Origin of the sequence: Nitrosospira sp. Nsp11 (genome assembly GCF_900142705.1) — a bacterium.
Classification (GTDB): domain Bacteria; phylum Pseudomonadota; class Gammaproteobacteria; order Burkholderiales; family Nitrosomonadaceae; genus Nitrosospira.
On the sequence record NZ_FRBV01000016.1, the window covers coordinates 12,576 to 34,652 of the forward strand.

The window sequence follows — 22,077 nt, forward strand, 5'->3', positions numbered from 1 at the left end:
CAATACGTTTTAGCGGAAAAGACCTTATTTTTCCTAGAACATTTCCTGTCGTTTAGCTAGAAATTCAGTGCTTTTTATCTGGGTTTGGATGATAGTCAACTTCTTAATGGAGAGAGTATTATGGGACGATATAGTCGGATTGCAGTAGCAGCTTCTCTATTTTTACTTCCTGTTTCTGTTTTCGCGGCTGGCTATGGTGCAGCAGGTTGTGGGCTAGGGTCGGAGCTCATGGGACCAAAACCGGGTGCGTCGCAGGTTTTTGCTTCAACAACCAATTCAACGTTCGGAAACCAGACTTTTGGAATTACATCCGGAACTTCAAATTGCGGTGATCATGGCTTGATAAGCATGAACAAGGAACGTGAAGTGTTTGCACAAGAGAACTACACCAGTTTGGTTAAAGAAATGGCGCAAGGTAAAGGTGAAAATCTGTCCACTTTAGCCAATTTATATCAATGTCCCGCAGCGAGCCATCAAGAATTTGGCGCAATGGTTCAAGCGAAATTCGATAGTCTGGTTGCGAGTGATCAAGCAAACTCGACAGAATTACTGAGCCAGCTCGAAAACCAATTAACTCGCCATCCTACACTTGCAAAATCGTGTGATATCAAGCTATCCGCATTGAATTAAAAAAAATCAGAAACGGGTACAGGTGAAAACCTGTATCCGTTTCTATATTGTTATCACTCCAATGATTCCTTCGTGCAACCTATTTACCTGGTAGTCGGGTTATTTTTCTGGTTTTGCTTCCTTCCTGTAACGGCTCATTCCCAACACAAAGTCACTGCTGATTATCTGGCTGAATTGCAACAGCAAGCCAAACAAAAAAAGCTTGCCGATGAACGTCTCTGGCACCTGCTTTTAAAGTACGACAAGAGACTTTTTCGCGGCATGACCAGTGAAGCCGACGGCATGGAGTTTTTCAATTCTCCACAAGGGAAAATTGATCCGACATCAGAGCTACTGGCCACTCTCTCAAGCTTCTTCGTGCCACTGACCGAGATTACGAAAGGCAAAGAGCATCCGCAGTGTAACTTCCCCGCCCGCTTCAAATGGTTGAATCAGCAATTAGCATTCGACCCCAATCGCCTCGAAATACAAGCATGCGACCGACTTGACCGCTGGATGAAGGCGCTAGACCCGGTCGGGGCAACGTTAGTGTTCGCGTCTTATTTCATGGACAATCCAGCCTCCATGTTTGGACATACCCTGCTACGCATTGATAGCCGGAGAACGGGTAGCGGTAATAACTTGATGAACTATGGTGCAAACTATGCCGCGGTTCCGGACACGGAAAATGCGTTTCTATACGCGCTCAAAGGTTTAATAGGTTCCTTTCCTGGCCGCTTCGCGATTTTCCCTTATTACACCAAGGTGCAGGAATACAATAATTTGGAAAGCCGGGATCTTTGGGAGTATGAACTCAAATTTACCCAGGATCAGCTGAACATGATGCTTCTGCACCTGTGGGAATTAGGTGGAACATATTTTGACTATTTTTATTTCCAGGAGAACTGCTCATACCATGTGCTCTCCCTGCTGGAGGTTGCCAATCCTGATCTTCGATTAAAAGATCCATTTTCTTTCAGTGTGATCCCGACCGATACGGTAAAAACCCTGATGGCACAGGACGGACTGGTAAAGCAGGTGGTATATCGGCCGTCAGTGCTCAGCCAGATGAATCATAAGAGACTCAGGATGGTCGATGATGAAAAGCGGATATTGCGACGTATGGTCAAAGGAGAAATATCCCCGGAAAACCCTGCCTTCAAGAGCCTTTCCGCTCCATCACAAGCACTTGTATTAAACGCTTACATGGACTACTTGCAGTATCAAAGCATGCAGGAAAAGAGTACCGGGAACATAAAAATTCCACGTTCCGTTTTGCTGGCGAGAAGCCGCCTGCCGGCTACTACTAATGGGCTAGCAGATACCATCACACGCTTTTCGAGCCGCCCGGACCATGGTCACGGCACGGATCGATTTCGATTAGGGATCGGGCACAATGCGCGTGAGCCTTTCCTGGAATTCGCTTACCGTCCGGTTTATCACGATTTAATGGCCAAGGATGTGGGATATGATAAAAACTCGGAAATCATTTTTTTGGACTTCAAGCTTCGGTATTACCTGGAGTCCGACCGGGTGCGACTGGATCAGGCAAAAATTCTTTCTATTACGGCGCTTAATCCCTATGATGCCTTATTTACCAAACCTTCCTGGCGTTTAGATCTGGAGGTCGACACACTAAGAGACCGCAACTGTAACTACTGCAATTCCGTCAAAGGCACATACGGAAGGGGTATTTCCTATCGACCGGATTTTTTTTCACCCTTGCTGTTATATTCCTTTGCCGATCTGAAAACGGAGTTTTCTGAGCATTTGAAACAAAAATTTCGTTTGGGTGGCGATGCGGAAGTAGGAATGTATTACGACGTAACCGAAAATTTGAGAATCAAACTTGCCGGCAGTTATCAAATTTTTGTCCTTGGTGAAAGCAAACGTTTTTTCACTGCGCATTTCATTACCCGCTATGCACTATCCCGGGATCTTGATCTAAGAATCGAATTGAATCGCTATGACCATAACAATGAAGGAATTTTTTCGGCCAATTATTTCTTCTAGCCCGGATATTTCATAAATTCGCGTAATGATTGCGCAGGATTTTGTTTCGTAGGGAGATTTTGTGAAAGAGTGGCGTAGTTATTCATACGCCCGACTGAACGAAATTTTTATACGAAACAAAAGACCAGCAAGGGCACGCGTCAATTTATGAAACATCCGGGCTAGCCAGCAGCCTTTCGGACTTGAAGAATCGCAGCGAAAAATTGACCAGGGAATATGAACCGGCCAGATCATTTGCTACAGACCAGGCTGTTTATTTTCTCTCTACATCAGAGCCGCACCTCCTTGATATGGAAATGGATTTTAGATAACATAACGCGATATCAATGACTTGTAGAGGAAGCGCTTGGAACCACTACTTTCGCTCCAACCGCTGCCGACGCACCGAAATAATTTATTCCAGGACTCATTCTGTTTATTACACATTAGAACTCATGAAGACAACTACGCTAATCTTATTCTTCGCGCTATTTTCCACGCAGGTTTTCGCACAAAGGGAGGCTCAGGAATTTCCTTGGTCCAAGGCGGCAAAAATTATTTCAGCGGATGAAGCAAAAAGCCGCGGCGGAAAAAAAACAGAGCAGCAACCCGAAGCCAATAGTAAAAGGACCGGAAAGAAAATGGACGCTGAAAATAAAAAGAGCGACCGGGATTACTCAGCCGGGACCGTGGACGGTGGAAAGTAGCTGTTATCGGTCACGCTTCAAGTATTGAAGACAAGCCAGCGAAGGGCAGCAACGGTTAATGACTTGGTAAATTGGAAATCCAGAGGCGCTGATGGGTGCTTTGATCTTCTACGTCGCGGTCTACTTCGTTGGCTACTACGCCGCGAACCTGCTTAACCGGATGATTGGACGGGTCTTGATTCAGAACCGCCGCCTGGCGGGTTTTGTTCTGGTCCTCATGGTCAGCCTGCTGCACGGCTACAAGATAATAAGCACATCACCCTCTCATGATCACGGCGAAGGGGCGGGTTATGCACTGGGCTTTTACGTTATCCTGCCCGTCGCGATCATCGCGATTGCCGTGTTATATCTCACATGGCAGGAAAAACAGGATGATGACATTCCTTGACTGCGCCTAAGCCGACAAAAGCCGACCATTCATTCAAGCGCCATTTTTTGCTGACATCCGGCAGGTGCCGCCAATAATACGGCCTACACCACCTTTTTCTGTATCAACTCGATCTTGTAGCCGTCCGGGTCTTCCACGAATGCAATCACCGTGGCGCCATGCTTCATCGGCCCGGCCTCACGTGTAATTTTACCGCCGCGCTTCCTCACTTCTTCGCAAGCGTCATAAGCGTTATCCACTTCTATGGCGATATGGCCATAGCCGGTGCCCAGATCGTATTTTTTCACATCCCAGTTATGAGTCAGCTCCAGGACGGCGCCATTCGCCTCATCCTGATAACCGACAAATGCCAGGGTAAATTTTCCTTCGGGATAATCCTTCCGGCGCAGCATCTTCATCCCCAGCACATCGGTGTAAAAAGCGATGGATTTTTCCAGATCGCCCACGCGCAGCATCGTATGAAGAATACGCATTTAAATTTCCACCATCTCAAAATCCTCCTTGCGCGCAGCGCATTCCGGACATGTCCAATTCATCGGTACGTCTTCCCACCGGGTTCCCGGAGGAATGCCTTCTTGGGGCGAGCCCTCGGCTTCGTCGTATACGTATCCGCAAATGAGACACATGTAACAGCGGTAAACCAGAGTTTCGGTAGTAGGCATGATGAGTAAGAGTAATTTGAGTTAAAATGTCATTTTACGGTATTAGCCCATGTCTCAGCCACCCCCCATCGTACTTTCTTTCGCTGCCAGCGACTCTACCGGGGGCGCGGGTATCCAGGCCGACATCCTCACTCTTGCCAGCATGGGCTGTCATGCGCTCTCGGTGGTTACGGCCATTACCGTGCAGGATACAGCCGGCGTGGACGATGTGATGGCGCTCGATCCGGAATGGGTGGCGGATCAGGCGCGCGCGGTGCTGGAAGACATGCCGGTACATGTTTTCAAGATCGGGTTGCTCGGCAGTGTTGAAATTATCACGGCTATCGCCGAAGTGGTTTCCGATTATCCCAACATTCCGCTGGTGCTGGACCCTGTGCTTGCTTCCGGGCGCGGCGACGAACTCACCAGCGACGAAATGGTAGCAGCAATGCGCGAATTGCTGCTACCCCAGGCGACTATCATTACGCCCAACAGCATCGAAGCGCGGCGGCTTGCCCAGGATGACGACGACGACAGCGAAATGCCGCATTTGAGCCAGTGCGCGACCCGCCTTCTGCATATGGGCTGCGAATATGTGCTCATCACCGGCACCCATGAAAACACATCACAGGTGATCAATAATTTATACGGAACCAGTGGAGTCATTCGCACCGATTCCTGGGACCGGCTGCCAGGTTCATATCACGGTTCGGGTTGCACGCTTGCCTCGGCTATCGCCGCCTCTCTTGCCAATGGCTTGCCCCTCGCCGAGGGTGTATACGAAGCGCAAGAATATACCTGGCAATCGCTTAAGGCCGGGTTTCGCCCCGGAATGGGACAGTATTTGCCGGACAGGTTATTCTGGGCCAGGGACGACACCGAAGCCGAAGAGGGAAACAAGAGTAAATGACACGGCCCAGGATTCTCGGCTTATATGCAATTACACCGGAAATCGCCGATACCGCCAGCCTCCTTGCGATGACGCAGCAGGCGCTGGCAGGCGGAGCCCGATTAGTCCAATACCGTAGCAAAACGGACGATGCCGCGCTGCGCCTTGAACAGGCACAGTCACTTGCCCGTCTTTGCGCTGAATTCGACGTACCGTTCATCATCAACGATTATCCTGATCTTGCTTTGGAAGTGGACGCCGACGGCGTGCATTTAGGAAAAGGGGATGCGCCCATCACCGAGGCACGGCGCAAACTGGGACCCGGCAAGATCATCGGAATTTCGTGTTACGAACGACTGGAACATGCTGTCGAGGCCGAGCGGCAAGGTGCCGATTATGCCGCCTTCGGCGCTTTTTTTGCTTCCGTCACCAAACCGGGCGCTGTGTCTGCGCCCGCAGACCTGTTGCATCACGCAAAGCAGAAGCTGGGGATTCCAATTGTCGCTATCGGGGGTATTATTCCGGAAAATGCCGGGGAACTGATACGCCAAGGCGCAGACGCGGTGGCTGTCAACAACGCCTTGTTTAACGCCCGGCACATTCGATCCGCTGCCGAGAAATTTTCTTTGTTATTCAGGTCAAACCAGCATTTCATTCCTCATAATCATGGGTTAGCCAACAATGTCACGTAATCAGCAATTATTCGAACGCTCTCAGGAATATATTCCCGGTGGTGTTAATTCACCTGTTCGCGCCTTCAAGTCGGTCGGCGGGACGCCTATATTTTTTCAGCGGGGACAAGGCGCCTACGTTTGGGACGCGGACAATAAAACCTATATAGATTATGTCGGCTCCTGGGGCCCGTTGATTCTCGGCCACGCTCATCCCGAAGTAGTCAAAGCGGTACAGGTAGCGGCACAGAACGGACTGACCTTCGGTGCACCCACCGAGGCGGAACTGGTAATAGCGGAACTGCTATGCAAACTTGTTTCGTCAATTGAGCAGATTCGCCTGGTGAGTTCGGGTACCGAAGCCACCATGAGCGCCATTCGCCTGGCGCGAGGCTATACCGGTAGAAGCCGCATCATCAAATTCGAGGGTTGTTACCATGGCCATGAGGATGCCTTGCTGGTAAAAGCCGGTTCAGGCGCCCTGACTTTCGGCCACCCGAGTTCCGCCGGGGTTCCGGCAGCAACCACTGCCAGCACCCTGGTGCTGGATTACAACGATCTCGCCGGTGTGGAGCAGGCGTTCAGCCAGTTCGGTGAAGAAATTGCCGCAGTCATCGTTGAACCCGTGGCAGGCAATATGAATCTGGTAGCGCCAAAGCCCGGCTTCCTGCCGGGTTTGCGTGACCTATGCACGCGGCACGGCAGCGTACTGATATTTGATGAAGTAATGACGGGCTTTCGCGTTGGGCTGAAATGCGCTCAGGGTCTTTACGGCATAAGACCCGACCTTACCACGCTCGGCAAAGTGATCGGCGGCGGCATGCCAATGGCGGCATTTGGCGGCAGGCGAGACATCATGCAATGCCTCGCGCCAGTGGGGGCCGTGTATCAGGCGGGCACGCTTTCCGGTAATCCGGTCGCGGTGGCTGCCGGCCTCGCCACGCTGAAGCTGGTGCAAACACCGGATTTCTACGAAAAACTTGCGGCTAGCACTCTGCAACTGACCGAAGGTCTTACCGCAGCTGCGAAAAAACATGGTGTTGCCTTTTGCGCACAGGCGGTGGGCGGCATGTTCGGTCTCTATTTCCGCGAAAATCTGCCGACGAGTTATGCTGAAGTGATGAGCTGCGACCGTGAAGCTTTTAACCGCTTTTTCCACGCCATGCTCGATGAAGGCGTTTACTTCGCGCCATCGGCATTCGAAGCCGGATTTGTTTCGGCGTCGCACGGTGCCGCCGAAATCAGTAAAACCCTGGATGCGGCCGATCGGGTATTCGGTACAAGGAAATAAAAAAACCGGCCTGGTTCTCAGGTCGGTTTAAATTTGGTACTGTTTCAGGTTCAGGCTTGCGTATTTAATTTAGCGCAATCCGGAAATAAACTCGGCCACCGCCTCCATTTCCCTTTCGCTCATGCGTGACGCAATCATATGCATCTCATTGTTGGCGTCTTTGGTGCGTTGATCGGTCCGAAATGCGCGCAACTGGGCGAGGGTATATTCAGAATGTTGTCCGGAAAGACGCGGATAGACCGGCGGAATGCCGATTCCAGTGGGAGAATGACAACTTGCACAGGCAGGAACGCCAGAATCGAGATTGCCGCCGCGATATATTTTTTCACCCCTTTCCGCCAGCGATTTATCCTGAGCCGCGCCGGGCTTGGGAGTCTGCTGGGCATAATAAGCGCCGAGATTCTTCATATCCTCTGCGGAGAGTGGCGCTACCATTGCGCCCATGATCGGGCTTTCCCGGGCTGCAGGCTTGCCGTCCTCCGACTTGAAATTATTTAGTTGCTTGGTGATATACTCGGCATGCTGACCGGCCAAGCTTGGATTTGCGGGAATGATGCTATTGCCGTCGGCGCTGTGGCAAGCCGCGCAAACTTGAGTTGCTATTTGCTGACCCTTTGCCGCATCTCCCTTGCTTTTACCGGTTTCCGCTGGAGTTGTTTCTGCGAAAATTTGACTGGATAGCGACAATGCGACACATGCCACAATCTTCGAAATTAGCTTCATGCCTTGCTTCATGCCTTGCATTCCTGGAACTCCGAAAAAATGATGCTCTTGGGATTGAGGTTAACACCGCATTTTAACAAGGCAGAGACTGAATAACAATAATAAGCCCTCAACAAATGAGAACATTATTTTTTCTACTGTTGTTTGTCAATCTGGCTTTTGCGACTTACGTTCAACTGGAGCCGGTTGCCGGAAGCGCCGCCCCGCCGGCATGGGAGCTTCAACCGGAAAAAATCAAGCTCTTGCAGGCGCCTCCCGCACCTGCAACCTGCCTGGAATGGGGAACGTTCGTTGAAGCGGATCAAGAGCGGCTTGAGGCGGCAATTGCCAGCCATGAACTGGACGACAAGCTAGCCCGGCAGACGCTGGGTACAGCCCCCGTCTATTGGGTACATATTCCTCCGCTCAGAAGCAAACGCCACGCTGAACGGAAAATGGGTGAGCTCAAGAGACGGGGGGTTACCCATTACACTCGCGTTGACGACACCGGTAAATGGGATAACGCCATCTCCATGGGGTTTTTTGAAAACATAGAAGACGCCCAGGCTTTCCTGGCAGCGCTCAGGAAAAAAGGTGTAAGGTCAGCAATTATCGGCGCGCGCAACTTGAGGCAAGTCAAATACGTCGCACGCTCACCAGAGGAAAATATGAGCGCAAAGATGATGCAGTTGAAAGAGGAATTTCCCGGCAGCGCGCTCAAGACCGGGAAGTGCGCGAATACCTGAGGTACGGCGAGAAGATCTCATGATGAACAACGATTTGACGCAATACGGCGATTTTCTCTCAACTCTAACCTAACGCTTACCTCTTACGGATAACTGCGAACCGAAGAGTTGTTGTTCTTCAATTTCATCGAATGTCATAAAAATCATAGAAAGAAGACCAGGGACAAAACGTTAGCCAGATTTTCTTGCCTACAGGAAGTGCTTGGCGTCGTTATTCAAACCTTCAGTTTTTGAACATATTTCTCGATCAATCAGGAATTTATTATGACGGTGCTTCTCAAATCCCAGCAGGAAATAGCGAAAATGCGGATAGCGGGCACCCTGGCGTCGGAGGTGCTGGATTACATCACGCCGTTTGTTAAACCTGGGGTCACCACTGGTGAGCTTGATACACTGTGCCACAATTACATGGTCGATGTGCAGCATACCATTCCTGCTCCGCTCAATTATGCTCCGCCGGGGTATTCACCCTATCCGAAATCCATCTGCACCTCGGTCAATCATCAGGTTTGCCACGGCGTTCCGGGCCAGAAAATACTGAAATCGGGGGATATAGTAAATATTGACGTGACGGTCATCAAGGATGACTACCACGGCGATACCAGCCGCATGTACTACGTCGGCGAACCCGGTATCCAGGCCCGGCGGCTATGCGAAATCACGTACGAAGCCATGTGGCGAGGTATCGAGGAAATCAAGCCGGAAAAACATCTTGGAGACGTCGGCCATGCTATCCAGCAGTTTGCCGAAAATCATGGATACAGCGTGGTGAGGGAATTCTGCGGCCATGGCATTGGCGCGAAATTCCATGAAGACCCGCAGGTGCTCCACTATGGCCGCGCCGGTACCGGCCTGAAACTCAGAGCCGGGATGATTTTCACGGTCGAGCCGATGATCAATGCGGGAAAGGCGCCCATCCGCGCGCTGGCCGATGGGTGGACCATCGTTACCAAGGATCACAGCCTGTCGGCGCAGTGGGAACACACCGTGCTGGTGACTGAAACCGGATATGAAGTGCTGACGGTGTCCGCCGGTGCGCCGCCGAAGCCCGTATTCCGCTCCTGATTTGTCATGATGCGCCTCGATGAAAGACTCACATCGTTGTCGAGTCCTTTTAACGCCGAGGCTGCCAAGAAGGCGTTGCTTCAGGGGCGCGAGCTGTTACACCAGCGCTATTGCAGGGATAAGAATGGCACGTTGTTGCTGCGGGGCCACAGCCAGCTGGTGGATAGAATTCTGCGGCATGTCTGGCGCGAAATGGCAATGCCCGGTTCCATCGTTTTACTGGCCGTAGGCGGTTATGGCCGTCGCCAACTTTTTCCTCATTCTGACGTTGATCTGCTGGTGCTGGTCCCCCCAGAAGGAAGCGATGCCAACGTAATGGATGCCGATATCAAGGGGCGACTGGAATGCTGGGTAAGATCGTTATGGGATATCGGGCTGGACGTCGGCCATAGTATTCGCACCCTCGCGGAGTGTATTGAAGAGGCCAAAGACATCTCGGTACAGTCCAGCCTGCTGGAGACTCGGCAGCTTGCGGGCTATCGTCAACCGTTCATAGAATTTTCACTTGCGATGCAGGCGATGCTTGAGCCGCGCTCGTTTTGCACCGCCAAGCAGCTTGAGCAACAGCAGCGCCATGGCCGATACCAGGACGCCATATACAATCTTGAGCCCAATATCAAGGAAAGTCCCGGCGGACTTCGAGATTTGCACAATATTCTCTGGATTAGCCGGGCTGCGGGATTGGGAAAGTCTTGGAAAGAACTTGCCCAGGGCGAATTCATTACTCACCGGGAAGCTCGCCTCGCCCAACATAATCAAATCATCCTTCAAGACCTTCGTATCCGGCTGCACTATCTCGCCGGAAGACGTGAAGACCGCCTGTTATTTGATTACCAGACCCCTCTCGCCGATGAACTCAATATAAGCGGCAAACCGCCGCGCCGTGCAGGCGAAATGCTGATGCAGCGGTATTATCGTGCCGCCAGAGCGGTAACGCAGATTAACACCATCCTGCTGCTCACCTTGCGCGCAAGGATTTTCCCCGATAAGGAGGCGCTTCCGGTCGTCATCAATGAGCGGTTTCAGAAGCGCGGTGAATTGCTGGAAATGCGCGACGAGAACATTTTCCAAAAAACCCCGGGGGCGATTCTTGAAAGCGTTTTGTTACTGCAAAAGAATCCTGATTTGAAAGCGCGCAGTGCAGCAACCCTGCGCGCAATGTGGCGGGCAGCACCATTGATCAATGCCGGTTTCCGGCGCGATCCGCACAACCGCGCCCTATTCATGGAAATCCTGCGTCAACCGCGCGGGCTCACGCGTGAGCTGCGCCTCATGAACCGCTATGGCATCCTGGGCCGTTATATCCCGGTGTTCGGGCAGATTGTCGGCCAAATGCAACACGACCTGTTTCACGTCTATACCGTGGATGAACATATCCTCATGGTGGTGCGAAACCTGCGCAGATTCAAGGCGCCGGAGTTCGCCCATGAATACCCGCTTTGCAGCCGGCTCATCGGTGAATTCGAACGGCCTGAGGTGCTTTATCTCGCCGGGCTGTTCCACGACATTGCCAAAGGGCGCCAGGGAGATCATTCGATACTTGGCAAAACAGACGCCAGACGTTTTTGTCAGCAGCATGAAATGTTGAAGGAAGACGTGGAAATGGTTGAGTGGCTTGTCGAAAATCATCTGGTCATGTCGATGACCGCGCAAAAAAAAGATATATCCGATATGAATGTGATCGCAGACTTTGCCAGGCGCATCGGGAACGGACGGCGCCTCGTTGCGCTCTATCTGCTTACCGTCGCGGATATTCGCGGCACCAGTCCGAAAGTATGGAATACCTGGAAAAGCAAGCTGCTTGAAGACCTGTTCAGGGCAACACGGCGTCATCTGTACGGCGAACCCGCCCATGCTGAAGGCACGCTGAGAAATCGCAGGAACAAGGTCCTGGAACTGCTACAAATCGATAATATTCCCGCCCGCGTGTATGAACAGTTGTATTCAGCGCTCGGCTCGACCTATCTGCTGCTGCATGATCCGCAAGAAATCGCCTGGCATGCGCTTCATCTGGGCCACCAGATGAAGCCGCCGGCACCCGTGGTGAAGGCGCGTGTCGCCCCGGCCGGAACGGGCATCGAGGTACTGGTCTACGCGGCGGATCAGAAGGATTTGTTCGCGCGCATTTGCAATTTCTTCGATCATATCGATTTCAATATAGTCCAGGCAAAAATTCATACCACTCGCCATGGCTATGCTCTCGATAGCTTTCTTGTACTCGACCCCTTCAATGTAACGCAACACCACTGTGATGCACTCAGCTTCATAGAACATGAACTGGCACGGCAATTAGATCCGGCCGTTCCTCTGGAGGCCCCTTTGAAGGGACGCCTGAGCCGCCATCTCAAGCATTTTCCGATTACCCCGGAAGTGGATATCGAACCGGATGAAAAGGGTACGTATCATGTCCTGTCGATTGTTGCCGGCGACCAACCGGGCCTGCTGTCCCGCATCGCGCAAGTGCTGGTACGTTTTGGCATAAATGTACACAGCGCGAGGATAGATACGATGGGCGAGCGTGCCGAAGACACATTTCTGGTGACGGGAAATATATTGAACGAACCGAGAAGGCTGATTCAACTCGAAACAGAACTGATAAAGGCGCTGCAGATTTCATGCGAAACAGTTGAAGAATCTCCGGATGAGTCTTCCATGCACAGAAATGCTGGCTAGACCGGGATAGTCACGCAGCATGTATTGGCTGGGTCTGCCATAATCAGCATCAGTTTTTCCTTCTTGTCCATTTGCTTGATTTCATACTCGCGTTTGCTTGCTGCCGAGCGCGTATCGCATTGTTCCTGGTACACAAGCATCACCGGACGCCGCGGACGAGTGTATTTGGCGGCAAGCACATCATTCGTATTGTGCTCATCCACGCGCTGCGCCACATTCAGGGCAATACCGGTATATAAGCTGCCGTCTGAACAGCGAACCATGTATACGTTCCATTTACCCATTAATTTGATTAAAGATTCCGCTGGTTTAGGGTTAAAGCCCCCGGCCATCACAATTTCTTGCAACAAAACTCTTGCAAGATGCAGTTATGGAACGAGGGGCTTTGTCAAATCATTGTTTTTGCTGTTTCTATCGACAGGATCCGCATTGACGTCAATGCCTCCGGCTGATGGTGGCTTATCAAGATCCCAATATTGGAGTGTACCAAAGGGTTGGATTTCCTTGTCGTCGGGTAATTGGTCGCGGTTCCATCCCCCTCCAAGCGAACGAATAAGTTCCACCGATGCTACCAGCACATTAGTCTTGATCTGTACGGAATTGACGCTTGTCGTCAGCGTGCCGATCTGGGCATAAATGAGTTCAAGGCTGGAGGCCAAACCGCCCTTATAAAGGTCCATGGTAAGGTTTTGTGTTGTACGCGCTGCTCCGACGGCCGCGTCCTGCCGTTCAGCAGCTTTAGCCATCCAATAGGTCTTCGTCAGGTTATTTTCAACTTCACGAAAAGCATTCAACACTGTCGAACGATATGAATTTTCTGTCTCGCGATAGACCGACCACGATTGTTGCAATTGAGCCCGACGATATCCGCCCTGGAAAATCGGAATGGAAAAAGAGGAACCATACGCCCAGAAACTGTTAGCCAGGCTGAGCAGATTGAGTCCGGAATTCTCGATTCCTCCTCCGACCCGGAAGGACACATCTGGAAAAAAAGCGGCACGTGCAATTCCAATGGTGCGGTTGGCCTGTGCCATCCGGCGCTCCATTGCGGCAATATCGGGCCGACGTTCAAGTAAAGTAGATGGAATTGTCTGTGGAAGGTTAAAATTCGTGGTAAGGAGGGTATCTACCGGCTCGAGCTTAAAGCTGGCTGGAGCGAGATTAAGGAGAATTGCAATGGCCTGCTCCGTCACCTTGCGCTCGCTTTGCATCAGGGACAATGTTGACTCGGTAGCGAACAGCAACGACTCAGCCCGTGCTACGTCGAGATTAGAAGCGATCTTGCCTTCAAACTGAGTCACTACAACTTCCAATGAACCCTTATAAAGATCAATCGATTGTTTGTAAATTGCAATTTGCGCATCCAATCCGCGCAGTGCGAAATAATTCGATGCAATTTCCGCCTGTAGAATAAGGCGTGCGAGTCCATAATCGGCCGCACGTTCCTCAGCACGATAGATTTTGGCTTGTGCCGCATTCCGAAGTTTCGACCAGAAATCCGGTTCCCAGGATGCAAGTCCCTGGAAAGCATGTTGAGTATCGCTGTCAGGTTCTCCAGGAGCACGAAAGAGGGCATTATCGGATTGTCTGTTATTACTACCACCGTACTCAAAGCCGATTTGGGGGAAATATCGAGACCTTGCCTTCATCATGGCATCGCGCGCCTGGATGAACCGTTCAGCTGCTGCATGCAAGTCTGGATTGGCTGCCATCCCCTGCTCTACAAGACCGTTTAGAATTGGATCGTCATATAGTTTCCACCAGTCGGGCCGGAGTGCATCATCCGACGGATTAGCCTTAACGAAATCACTCGTTCCTTCCCAAGAATCCGGAACAACAAATGCAGGCGCTTGATAAGTGGGTGACAAATCGAATGCCGGAAAGGGAAGCGCGCTGCAAGACGCCAGGCTGGCTGCCAGTAATGAAAAACCACCAAATCTTGCGCCGAGACGACAGAGATTTGAAAAATGGGTTCCTTTTTTACGCCGCAAGTCAATCATGATCAAATGAGTGTTCATGATGCATGTGATTCGTTTAACGCTTGCTCTAACCTCGGATCCGGTATTTCTGAATGTGAGGCTGGTTTCGATGCCCCCCCAACCGGCTCTTTTGGATTATCGATCAGATCATATCCCGGTGCGGGCGTTACAGTGCTCACCTTGGCACCTTCAGGCAGGGCAGCGTCGGGATTGTTTACAATCCGGTCGTCGGTTCCGTTTAGCGCTTGTGTTAACGTCGGATCTGGCATTTCTGAATGTGCGACTGGTTTCGCTGACTCTGGAACCGGTTCTTTTGGAACATTGATCAGGTCATACCCCGGTGCAGGCGTTACAATGCTTACCTTGTCACCTTCAAGTATGGCAGCGCTGGGATTGTTTATAATCCGGTCGTCTGTTGAGACGCCGTCGGTTAATTCGACAGTAGCGTCGAGGATTTTGCTTATTTTTATCGGCTTGAAGTGAACAATGTTGTCGTCATCCACCACGGCCACTCGCGTCCCCTTCTCATCAAATACCAGTGCGCTGGATGGAATGGAGAGGTGTCTATTCGCGACATCCACGGTGATATTGACTGATGCATAGGAACCCGGCCACAGATCCCGCGCTTCATTTTCAATCACAAATTGGGTGACCACCGTACGTGTACCAACATTGAAGCCGCGAGCAGTGGTCAGAAACTCGGCAGTGAAATGCCGACCGGGAAATTGCGGCACCGTCAGATCGGCTTTCAGGCCATCATGCATAGTGGCGCCGTAGGCCTCGGGCACACTGACAAACAAACGCATCCGGCTCATGTCTGCCACAGTAAAAAGGTTACGGACTTCACCCTCCGGCGTACTGATCGTGCCTTCCTTATTGATGAAGTCTCCCACATTAATGGCACGGTTAATGACCACGCCGTCATACGGTGCAACAATTGTTTTAAACCCAATCAATGCTTCAAAGTTACGGACATTTTGCCTGGCGGCATTAACTTTTGCCTGTTGGGCATTTGCTTCGGCCACCTTTACCGAAATCGATTGCTCGGATACCGCCTGATTTTTGCGCAAGGCTATCCACCGGTCCGCAGTAAGTTTGGCGAGCGCATTAAGGGCCTCTTCCGATGCCAGATCCGCCTTGCTTTGCTGGTATTGGGCATCAAGCGCCGGCGCGTAGATTTCGGCAAGGACATCTCCTTTTTTGACTATCGCTCCCCAATCCTTATGCCACATCTTGACGTAACCGGATACCTGGGCATAGATCGGCGCCTGAAACCATGCCTGGATAGTACCTGGAAGCTTGATGGTTTCCTGAGCAGGCAGTTGCTCGGCCTGGATGATAGCTACAGTCCGAACATCATTCTCCATCGCCTTTTCTGTTAAAGAATCCATATGATTACGGGATTCGATGACTCGGTAACCCAAATAAACAACACCAAGCACGATTGCCAAACTCACTATAATTTTTTGACTTGATTTTTTCATATCAGGAATTCCCGAGTTGAGGAACAATTTCTTTGTCGCCAGGAACGCTTTCCTTGTCTTTAGGAACGCTTCGTGCGTAATACATGATGGCATACACAGCCGGGACAAAGAACAGGGTGTATATCGTCGCGAACATCAAGCCGCCAATAACCGCGCGGCCCAGCGGTGCATTGGTGGATCCTCCCATCGCCATCGGAAGCATGCCCATGATCATGGCCGCCGCGGTCATGAGAACCGGTCGAATGCGGGCTTTGCCAGACTCGATGGCGGCCAGCAGCGGGTCGCCATGCGCTTCGATGCGCTCCAGCGCATAGGCCACGACAAGTATGGAATTTGCCGTGGCCGTCCCCATGGCCATGATGGCTCCTGTCAGCGCCGGAACGGAAATATTCGTCTGGGTCAGGAACAGAGCCCAGGCAATGCCTGCCAAAGCGCCGGGCAGGGCTGTAATGATGATGAAGGGAACCAGCCATGATTGAAAATTGACGACAAGCAAGAGATAGATCAGCACGACAGCCGCTGCGAGACCGATAAGCAGTTCGCCATAGGTGGTAACCATATTCGCGGCTTGGCCGGCGATTTTGACATCGGAGCCGCGAGGTACTTCTTCGTCCATCTCCTCGACGACTTTCTTGACGTCATCCAGCAGGTCGCCGAGCCCCCGCCCTTCGGCAGACACATATACTTCAACCAACGGCATGATGCCCCTGTGGGTGACCAGGCCGGGCGTGCCTACTGGCGTTTTCTGCGTCAGATTGCCCAAGAGTTGATACTTCTCGTCGATGCCGCCTTCCCCCTCCGGTTTGACAGGAATCTTGTTCAACTCATTGGTGCTTGAGACCCAAGGTTGAGGCTGATAGATGTTGATCTGGTATGACATGCCGGTCGTCAGATCCAGCCAGTATTTCTGGTCGATCTGCTGCGTTCCGTTAGTCGTTATCAGCATATTCAGGGCAATATCCGATTCGCTCCTGTCAACGCCGAGTCCATATGTCCTTTGGCCTTCAACAAACAGGGTGGGCGTGCGCATGGTTTGCTGGATCACCACATCACTTGAGCCGGGGAGTTTACGCAGCTTGCCTTGCAATTTGCGCGCGTATTCGTAGTTTGCGTAGATATCCATCCCGTTAACCTGAACAGTAATCGGAGAAGGGGCACCAAAATTCAATATTTTCGCTATCAGATCGGCTGGCTGAAAGGTGAATTCGGTTCCCGGATAGCGCTCATTCAGACCTTTATGGATAATTTTCCGGAGATCCCACACGGCTGATTTCTCGTCGAACAGTGTGATCGTCAGATCGCAGTCCTGCGTTCCGATCGTGGGCGTCGGAATAAACGCCAGATTATGCGGCCCGACGGGTAAGCCGCAATTGCTGATGACGCCTTCAACCTGCCCGGGAAGCATCCGAGAGATATCCTCCGAAACTCGCGTGGCAATGCGGTTTACGGATTCTATCCGTGTGCCGAGAGGCGCCCTCATGTGCATCTGGATGGTCCCCGACCTGACCTCAGGAAAAAAATCGCGGCCGTTGAAGTAGAACAGAATAAGGGAGAGGAGCGCGAAAGCCAGCATGATCGTTACGAACCGGCGGCGATTTGCAATGGTCTGTTCCAGCAGCCCGCCATACCAGGTGGTGAATTGAACAAAGCGAGTCTCGAATGCCTGCTGAAAACGGGAGAAAATCCCCATATGATATTTTAACTTCTCCTTGAAACCGGCAGACTTCCCCCCTGGCTTTTCCTCGCCAAGGTGGTCGCCTTCCTTTCCGTGTCCTTCTGCATGCCCTTCTCCGTGTCCTTCTGCATGAGGATGCTTGATAAGATATTTCGCCATGGTCGGCACGAGCGTACGCGACAGGATGAAGGACGCCAGCATGGCGAATATCACCGCCAGCGCCATCGGCTTGAACAGATAGCCCGATACGCCGGAAAGCGTGAACAATGGCAGCCACACAATGCATATGCATAATGTGGCGAGCAGCGTCGGAATAACGATCTGGTTTGCCGCGTCGATGATTGCCTCATCGAGTTCCTTGCCCATTTCCAGGTGGGTATCGATGTTCTCGATCATCACTGTCGCATCGTCGACAAGAATCCCTACCGCCAGCGCCAATCCGCCAAGTGTCATTACGTTCATCGACTCTCCCAGCACTTGCAGGAAGATGAGGGAGGTTAAAATACACAACGGAATGGAAGTCGTAACGACTATCATGGGACGCCACGAGCCGAGCATGAGCATGACGATCAAACCGACAAGCAGGCCGGCGATCGCCATCTCATGCGTCACCTCGTTGATGGATTCCCGCACGAAGACCGATGCATCGGTGATGATTTTAACGTCCACATGGGACGGCACGATCTCCTTGATGCGCGGAAGGGTTGCCCTGATGCCGTCGACCACGTCCAGGGTCGACGCCTCGCCGCTTTTCATGACGACAATAATGACGGCCTGTTTACCGTCCACGATTACGGAGTTTGTTTGCGGCGGCCCTGCCAGCTGAACATCGGCGACGTCACGCAAAAAAACGAAGGAATTTCCTTCCCTTTTAATCGGAATATCGTTGAATTCCGGAATCTCCGGCGGCATCGCGTTTGTCTGGACCATCCAGTCGGTCTGCTTGATCTTCATATCGCCCGCGGGCAACACGATATTCTGGCGATCGAAAGCCGCATGGACATCGGTTGGCGATACATTGCGAGCCAGCATCTTGTCTTGATCGAGGGATACCAGAAGCTGCTTGGGCTTTCCACCGTAAGGATGCGGAACAATCGCCCCCGGGATCACGACAATCAGGGGCCTGAGTTGGTTATAAGCAAGATTGTAGAGGTCTGCCGGCGTCATCTCGTCCGAGGTAATCTGCAGGCTGGCTACCGCTACCTGAGAGGCTTCCAGCCGCATGATCATGGGCGGCGAAATATCCGGCGGCAGCGCCTTGACAATCGTCTGGGCTATGGCTGTGACTTCCGCTTCTGCGCCAGGGAGGTTGGTGTGGGGCTGAAGAAAAATATTGGTGATGCTGATGCCATAGTACGCCTGGCTGACGATGTCCGAGATACCTTCCACCGTCGAGGTCAAGAAGCGTTCGAAGTAAAAAGTGATACGACCGGACACGTCCAGCGGCAACATGCCGGCGTAAGCCCAGACTACGGAGATCACGGGAATCTTGATAGTGGGAAAGACGTCTGTTGGCGAGTGCCGTATCGCCCTGATTCCGAATATGACGATCAGAATTGAAAGAACCACGAAGGTGTAAGGTCTGCGTAACGCGATAAGTACTATTTTGTTCATACTATGTTTCCTCTTATACCTTCGGTAAAAAAATTCATTTACCTACAATATTGCACGTAAGGATGAGGCAATTCTTTTGCAAACCTTTATGAAACAATACAGTTGCCCCAGCCGCATAAAGAAAGCTGGCGATCGTTACAATTCAAGGCTGGACGTGCAGCTTCCAGCCTTGCGCCTCCAAACGGTCTGAACAGGGTTATTGCCGCGCCCTTGCCAAACCCAGGAGTTGATTGCCCGGCAGAATCTCGCAGGTGAATGGGGGGGAGTGGGAGTCGAACCGGCCCCGCTGTTCCAGAGAATCTCGTTCCCTGACGCCGGCATCGTCCGGCTCCGGTTTACGCCCGGCGCTATCATCCGATTCGCCTTCGTTATGTATTGCCCGATCGCCGCGTCGGTGTAGATATCGGCGGATTGTGAGGGCCAAATCGATTGCCCAATATCGATAAGATGAACGTTACAGAATCGGCCCCCGGTATCGAGCCGTAGCTGATTAGGAAGTGTTCTGGCAATCAAGAGGAAGATGGCACCGAAGGCTGCAGTAGCCGGATTGTTTCCCGACGCGATGGCAATCGCCGCAGCGACCGAGGATATTTTTGCGATGCGTCTCCCATTTTCGCCGACTTGAAGGGCGGGAAAGCTCCGAGGCCTGTTGGTATGCTCCAAGGCATAGTTAAATCCAATCTTGGCCGCCTCGTCGTCTGTTTTCCCGACAGTTCGGGGAAAAACAACTTGGCACATTGTCAGGATTTGGTTCACGTTCAGGCCGCAAGCTCCGAGGATCGTGGCCGAAGCGGCCAGAGCTCCGCAGGCGATTTGCTGGGAGCGAGTACCTGCTGCGGCCCATCGCGCCGCATTTGCCACCGCGTTCGAGATGGCCTCGCTTACAACCCGCATGTTGTTCGCGTTCAGGAGTCCTATGACTCCCCCTGAGTGGTCCTTGTCGTAGTGGCTGACGAGAATGTGATCGAGGGTGTAACCGTAACCTCTGAGGATGGGATCGATAAAGTTGTGGACTGTCTCTGCATACCCGAGTAGCCCGCCATCGATCAATATCGTGCGGTGTCGCCCGGCTGCCACGTCGGCCGCAACAACGAACGCACTTTCTCCCTGCTCGGCGTCAATCGTATGGATGGTGAGTTGAAGGGCCATAAGCTTCCAAGTTCCCTCTTCCAAGATAGACAAGTCATTCTCACATCCGAGAGCGTTTAGCTGCGTGCTATCACGCTACCCCGGTTCTGATAAACTGGCGATTATGATGTGCGAATAATCGATCAGCAGTCAAACGCGATAATTTCGCAATGGCCTTTCTTTAACTGATCAGTGTAGATTCAGAAAAGAAGCCAATGTCCACGGATGAGACAAAATTACCATACCCCTTGTCAGGGAAATCGTATGTATTGGTGGTCAATTTGTGAATTTTTGAATATTGCGGTCTGAATCATTCAAGAAGCATTGGGAGCTGTAGAGAGGGGGAAGTGCTGACCTCTATTGGTGATGTTTTGTTTATACCGTTATGATTTAATTGGAATCGAATTATACCGATCCGGATAATTCACCGGATCACGGGATGATAGCGAGCTGGCTTGCGGGTAGATTTGTACAGCTTGCACCAAAGCCAGTAGCTGAGCATCGATCTGCCAATGGTGATGAATTTCCGGTGTGAGCCGCGGTTAGGCGCTATCCATACAACGGAACGTCCCGGCTCGGAATCTCTGCTTAACGAAAAAGCATGTATACATGTAGCTACGCAGCTATCGGATGCGTGGATTTCCGAAAAATCAAAAAACCGTTACAAAATTAATTGAACATTTGAATGTGCAGGAAGAAACGTTCGGGCAGGTAACGTTTGGCGGCGCCGGGCCAACAGAGCCGCACAAACTTGCTGTTGATCGCCGCATTGGCCGCGTTCCTGCTCTGGTGTATCGGTATTGCCGGGAAAACCCAGCCGATCGCTAAACAGATACGCGTGAATTTGTCCAGCAAACGTGAACCGTATTCGGTGATCTTTCTCGCGCGTTTGCTCCAGCGGCAACCAGCATTTCGATTATTACCCAGCCAAATATGGCGATCGCTAACAACGATCAATCCTTATACCAAAAGCTTATTGTGTGCCTGAATTTGTGGGGATAGCTCAGGGTCAAACCCTGTTGATTCTGCTGTTTCGCGATCTCGATCGAATGTCCGTTGACCGCAATCTGTTCTCTTACGCCACTATATGTATCCCAACAGAACCAGAATCAGCACGATTAACATCACCAATCCGATCGCTATACTCGGACCATAACCCCACTTGGCGTTACGACTCGAAGTCCGAATTATTGCCACAAGCGCAAATATCAACAAGATCCAAAGAAGGGTTTTCAGAGTCAATTGTTTCTCCTCGTTTTGATTTACATTCGAGTTTCTTGCAACCCCCCCGCTTGAGCGGGATTAACTGGCGAATGGAGTAGAGATGGGCCCCATTGCTGGCAAGATGGAGTTTCTGAATACTTCATCTATACGCCCACATGAATACTACGCAACGAAACGGAATCAAACAACGGTGGCGAGTGGTTCAGCATGAGTTGATACCTGAATTGAGATTGGAAGTGAGTTCGCCGACACCAAAGCTGGAGAAAGTGATTCATACGCTGGAATGGGTGCGGATCGAAGAATTCGTCGAATCGGCCTGGTGCGGTGTGAGGTCGGCCGCCGCATAATCGGGTGCCTTGGCGAGCGCGTTTGTAGCCAAACGGTACTGGGCTTGACGACGACAGAGGCGTTGACCTATATCTATTGATCTATGGGGTCAGATTGTCTCCAGTTCTTCATCACCGTCCGTCGATCGGCAAAAGTGCGGTAATTTGAGACAAAGCCCCTTCAAGATCAGGAAACAGAGTTGGATCGCGAATGTTCATGGTGTCTAGCTTCATCCTTAAAAAAGGCTGAAATGAGGCGAGGATGCGAAGTTT

General features: G+C 51.6%; 19 protein-coding genes and 1 pseudogene. 11 read left to right on the forward strand and 9 right to left on the reverse strand.

Annotation, left to right across the window (positions count from 1 at the left end):
* The first annotated feature begins 120 nt into the window (after positions 1-120).
* From BUA28_RS13575 to BUA28_RS13590, 4 genes are all read left to right on the forward strand, one after another.
* Positions 121-630: a DUF3015 domain-containing protein gene (locus tag BUA28_RS13575; protein WP_072768656.1), complete on the forward strand. Its 510-nt coding sequence runs from the start codon at positions 121-123 to the stop codon at positions 628-630.
* Positions 631-702: 72 nt separating this feature from the next.
* Positions 703-2,622: an Lnb N-terminal periplasmic domain-containing protein gene (locus BUA28_RS13580; RefSeq protein ID WP_256598333.1), complete on the forward strand. Its 1,920-nt coding sequence runs from the start codon at positions 703-705 to the stop codon at positions 2,620-2,622.
* Positions 2,623-3,056: 434 nt separating this feature from the next.
* Positions 3,057-3,308, forward strand: a complete 252-nt coding sequence (locus BUA28_RS13585; RefSeq protein WP_072768658.1) for a hypothetical protein — start codon at positions 3,057-3,059, stop codon at positions 3,306-3,308.
* Between the two features lie 91 nt (positions 3,309-3,399).
* Positions 3,400-3,696, forward strand: coding sequence for a hypothetical protein (locus tag BUA28_RS13590; RefSeq protein ID WP_072768659.1), 297 nt, complete (start codon positions 3,400-3,402; stop codon positions 3,694-3,696).
* Between the two features lie 83 nt (positions 3,697-3,779).
* Here BUA28_RS13590 and gloA read toward each other — a convergent pair whose 3' ends face one another.
* Both gloA and BUA28_RS13600 read right to left on the reverse strand, forming a co-directional pair.
* On the reverse strand, positions 3,780-4,169 hold the full coding sequence (gene gloA, locus BUA28_RS13595; protein ID WP_072768660.1) for a lactoylglutathione lyase: 390 nt from the start codon (positions 4,167-4,169) through the stop codon (positions 3,780-3,782).
* Positions 4,170-4,322 carry a rubredoxin gene (locus BUA28_RS13600; RefSeq protein ID WP_371128874.1) on the reverse strand — a complete coding sequence of 51 codons (153 nt, stop codon included), beginning with the start codon at positions 4,320-4,322 and terminating at the stop codon, positions 4,170-4,172.
* Positions 4,323-4,407: 85 nt separating this feature from the next.
* On the opposite strand from BUA28_RS13600, the gene thiD reads away from it, so the two are divergent.
* Genes thiD through hemL form a run of 3 tightly spaced genes read left to right on the forward strand, consistent with a single transcriptional unit; the run spans position 4,408 to position 7,188 of the window.
* Entirely contained in the window at positions 4,408-5,247 is an 840-nt protein-coding gene (gene thiD, locus BUA28_RS13605) for a bifunctional hydroxymethylpyrimidine kinase/phosphomethylpyrimidine kinase (protein WP_072768661.1), read from the forward strand.
* Positions 5,244-5,918 carry a thiamine phosphate synthase gene (thiE, locus tag BUA28_RS13610; protein ID WP_072768662.1) on the forward strand — a complete coding sequence of 225 codons (675 nt, stop codon included), beginning with the start codon at positions 5,244-5,246 and terminating at the stop codon, positions 5,916-5,918. The genes thiD and thiE overlap by 4 nt, the downstream gene beginning before the upstream one ends.
* A complete protein-coding gene (gene hemL / locus BUA28_RS13615; protein WP_072768663.1) occupies positions 5,908-7,188 on the forward strand; it encodes a glutamate-1-semialdehyde 2,1-aminomutase in 1,281 nt (426 codons plus the stop codon). The genes thiE and hemL overlap by 11 nt, the downstream gene beginning before the upstream one ends.
* A gap of 69 nt (positions 7,189-7,257) precedes the next feature.
* Here hemL and BUA28_RS13620 read toward each other — a convergent pair whose 3' ends face one another.
* Positions 7,258-7,911 (reverse strand): c-type cytochrome, encoded by a 654-nt coding sequence (locus tag BUA28_RS13620; protein ID WP_072768698.1) that lies wholly within the window; start codon positions 7,909-7,911, stop codon positions 7,258-7,260.
* A 116-nt stretch (positions 7,912-8,027) separates the two neighbouring features.
* Between BUA28_RS13620 and BUA28_RS13625 the strand changes: the two genes are divergently transcribed.
* The 3 genes from BUA28_RS13625 to BUA28_RS13635 all read left to right on the forward strand — a co-directional run bounded on the left by BUA28_RS13625 (position 8,028) and on the right by BUA28_RS13635 (position 12,374).
* Positions 8,028-8,636: an SPOR domain-containing protein gene (locus BUA28_RS13625; protein WP_072768664.1), complete on the forward strand. Its 609-nt coding sequence runs from the start codon at positions 8,028-8,030 to the stop codon at positions 8,634-8,636.
* 264 nt (positions 8,637-8,900) lie between these two features.
* Complete coding sequence (map, locus tag BUA28_RS13630) at positions 8,901-9,701, forward strand: type I methionyl aminopeptidase (protein ID WP_072768665.1); 801 nt, start codon at positions 8,901-8,903, stop codon at positions 9,699-9,701.
* Between the two features lie 6 nt (positions 9,702-9,707).
* Complete coding sequence (locus BUA28_RS13635) at positions 9,708-12,374, forward strand: [protein-PII] uridylyltransferase (RefSeq protein ID WP_256598334.1); 2,667 nt, start codon at positions 9,708-9,710, stop codon at positions 12,372-12,374.
* Here the strand turns inward: BUA28_RS13635 and BUA28_RS13640 are convergent.
* From BUA28_RS13640 to BUA28_RS13670, 6 genes are all read right to left on the reverse strand, one after another.
* The gene (locus tag BUA28_RS13640) at positions 12,371-12,706 is read right to left on the reverse strand and encodes a GIY-YIG nuclease family protein (RefSeq protein ID WP_371915225.1); all 336 of its coding nucleotides are present in this window, start codon (positions 12,704-12,706) and stop codon (positions 12,371-12,373) included. The two genes, BUA28_RS13635 and BUA28_RS13640, sit on opposite strands and share 4 nt — an antisense overlap.
* Before the next feature lie 36 nt (positions 12,707-12,742).
* The gene (locus BUA28_RS13645; protein WP_072768666.1) at positions 12,743-14,392 is read right to left on the reverse strand and encodes an efflux transporter outer membrane subunit; all 1,650 of its coding nucleotides are present in this window, start codon (positions 14,390-14,392) and stop codon (positions 12,743-12,745) included.
* The gene (locus tag BUA28_RS13650) at positions 14,389-15,837 is read right to left on the reverse strand and encodes an efflux RND transporter periplasmic adaptor subunit (RefSeq protein WP_256325386.1); all 1,449 of its coding nucleotides are present in this window, start codon (positions 15,835-15,837) and stop codon (positions 14,389-14,391) included. The genes BUA28_RS13645 and BUA28_RS13650 overlap by 4 nt, the downstream gene beginning before the upstream one ends.
* Before the next feature lies 1 nt (position 15,838).
* Complete coding sequence (locus BUA28_RS13655; protein WP_072768667.1) at positions 15,839-19,126, reverse strand: efflux RND transporter permease subunit; 3,288 nt, start codon at positions 19,124-19,126, stop codon at positions 15,839-15,841.
* A gap of 135 nt (positions 19,127-19,261) precedes the next feature.
* Entirely contained in the window at positions 19,262-20,275 is a 1,014-nt protein-coding gene (locus BUA28_RS13660; RefSeq protein ID WP_143148532.1) for a ComEC/Rec2 family competence protein, read from the reverse strand.
* Between the two features lie 1,062 nt (positions 20,276-21,337).
* Entirely contained in the window at positions 21,338-21,496 is a 159-nt protein-coding gene (locus BUA28_RS13670; RefSeq protein WP_072768670.1) for a DUF3309 family protein, read from the reverse strand.
* 137 nt (positions 21,497-21,633) lie between these two features.
* Between BUA28_RS13670 and BUA28_RS13675 the strand changes: the two are divergent.
* Positions 21,634-21,890: pseudogene (locus BUA28_RS13675) on the forward strand (IS5/IS1182 family transposase); the annotation flags it as partial.
* Positions 21,891-22,077 lie beyond the last annotated feature (187 nt).

What these genes read in the sequence shown, in the direction of transcription:
- BUA28_RS13645 (WP_072768666.1), bottom strand. Translation starts at nt 14,392, where the DNA reads ATGAACACTCATTTGATCATGATTGACTTGCGGCGTAAAAAAGGAACC.
- BUA28_RS13650 (WP_256325386.1), bottom strand. Translation starts at nt 15,837, where the DNA reads ATGAAAAAATCAAGTCAAAAAATTATAGTGAGTTTGGCAATCGTGCTT.
- BUA28_RS13660 (WP_143148532.1), bottom strand. Translation starts at nt 20,275, where the DNA reads ATGGCCCTTCAACTCACCATCCATACGATTGACGCCGAGCAGGGAGAA.
- BUA28_RS13575 (WP_072768656.1), top strand. Translation starts at nt 121, where the DNA reads ATGGGACGATATAGTCGGATTGCAGTAGCAGCTTCTCTATTTTTACTT.
- gloA (WP_072768660.1), bottom strand. Translation starts at nt 4,169, where the DNA reads ATGCGTATTCTTCATACGATGCTGCGCGTGGGCGATCTGGAAAAATCC.
- BUA28_RS13640 (WP_371915225.1), bottom strand. Translation starts at nt 12,706, where the DNA reads ATGGCCGGGGGCTTTAACCCTAAACCAGCGGAATCTTTAATCAAATTA.
- BUA28_RS13655 (WP_072768667.1), bottom strand. Translation starts at nt 19,126, where the DNA reads ATGAACAAAATAGTACTTATCGCGTTACGCAGACCTTACACCTTCGTG.
- BUA28_RS13600 (WP_371128874.1), bottom strand. Translation starts at nt 4,322, where the DNA reads ATGTGTCTCATTTGCGGATACGTATACGACGAAGCCGAGGGCTCGCCC.
- map (WP_072768665.1), top strand. Translation starts at nt 8,901, where the DNA reads ATGACGGTGCTTCTCAAATCCCAGCAGGAAATAGCGAAAATGCGGATA.
- BUA28_RS13620 (WP_072768698.1), bottom strand. Translation starts at nt 7,911, where the DNA reads ATGAAGCTAATTTCGAAGATTGTGGCATGTGTCGCATTGTCGCTATCC.
- BUA28_RS13585 (WP_072768658.1), top strand. Translation starts at nt 3,057, where the DNA reads ATGAAGACAACTACGCTAATCTTATTCTTCGCGCTATTTTCCACGCAG.
- BUA28_RS13590 (WP_072768659.1), top strand. Translation starts at nt 3,400, where the DNA reads ATGGGTGCTTTGATCTTCTACGTCGCGGTCTACTTCGTTGGCTACTAC.
- thiE (WP_072768662.1), top strand. Translation starts at nt 5,244, where the DNA reads ATGACACGGCCCAGGATTCTCGGCTTATATGCAATTACACCGGAAATC.
- thiD (WP_072768661.1), top strand. Translation starts at nt 4,408, where the DNA reads ATGTCTCAGCCACCCCCCATCGTACTTTCTTTCGCTGCCAGCGACTCT.
- hemL (WP_072768663.1), top strand. Translation starts at nt 5,908, where the DNA reads ATGTCACGTAATCAGCAATTATTCGAACGCTCTCAGGAATATATTCCC.
- BUA28_RS13625 (WP_072768664.1), top strand. Translation starts at nt 8,028, where the DNA reads ATGAGAACATTATTTTTTCTACTGTTGTTTGTCAATCTGGCTTTTGCG.
- BUA28_RS13635 (WP_256598334.1), top strand. Translation starts at nt 9,708, where the DNA reads ATGATGCGCCTCGATGAAAGACTCACATCGTTGTCGAGTCCTTTTAAC.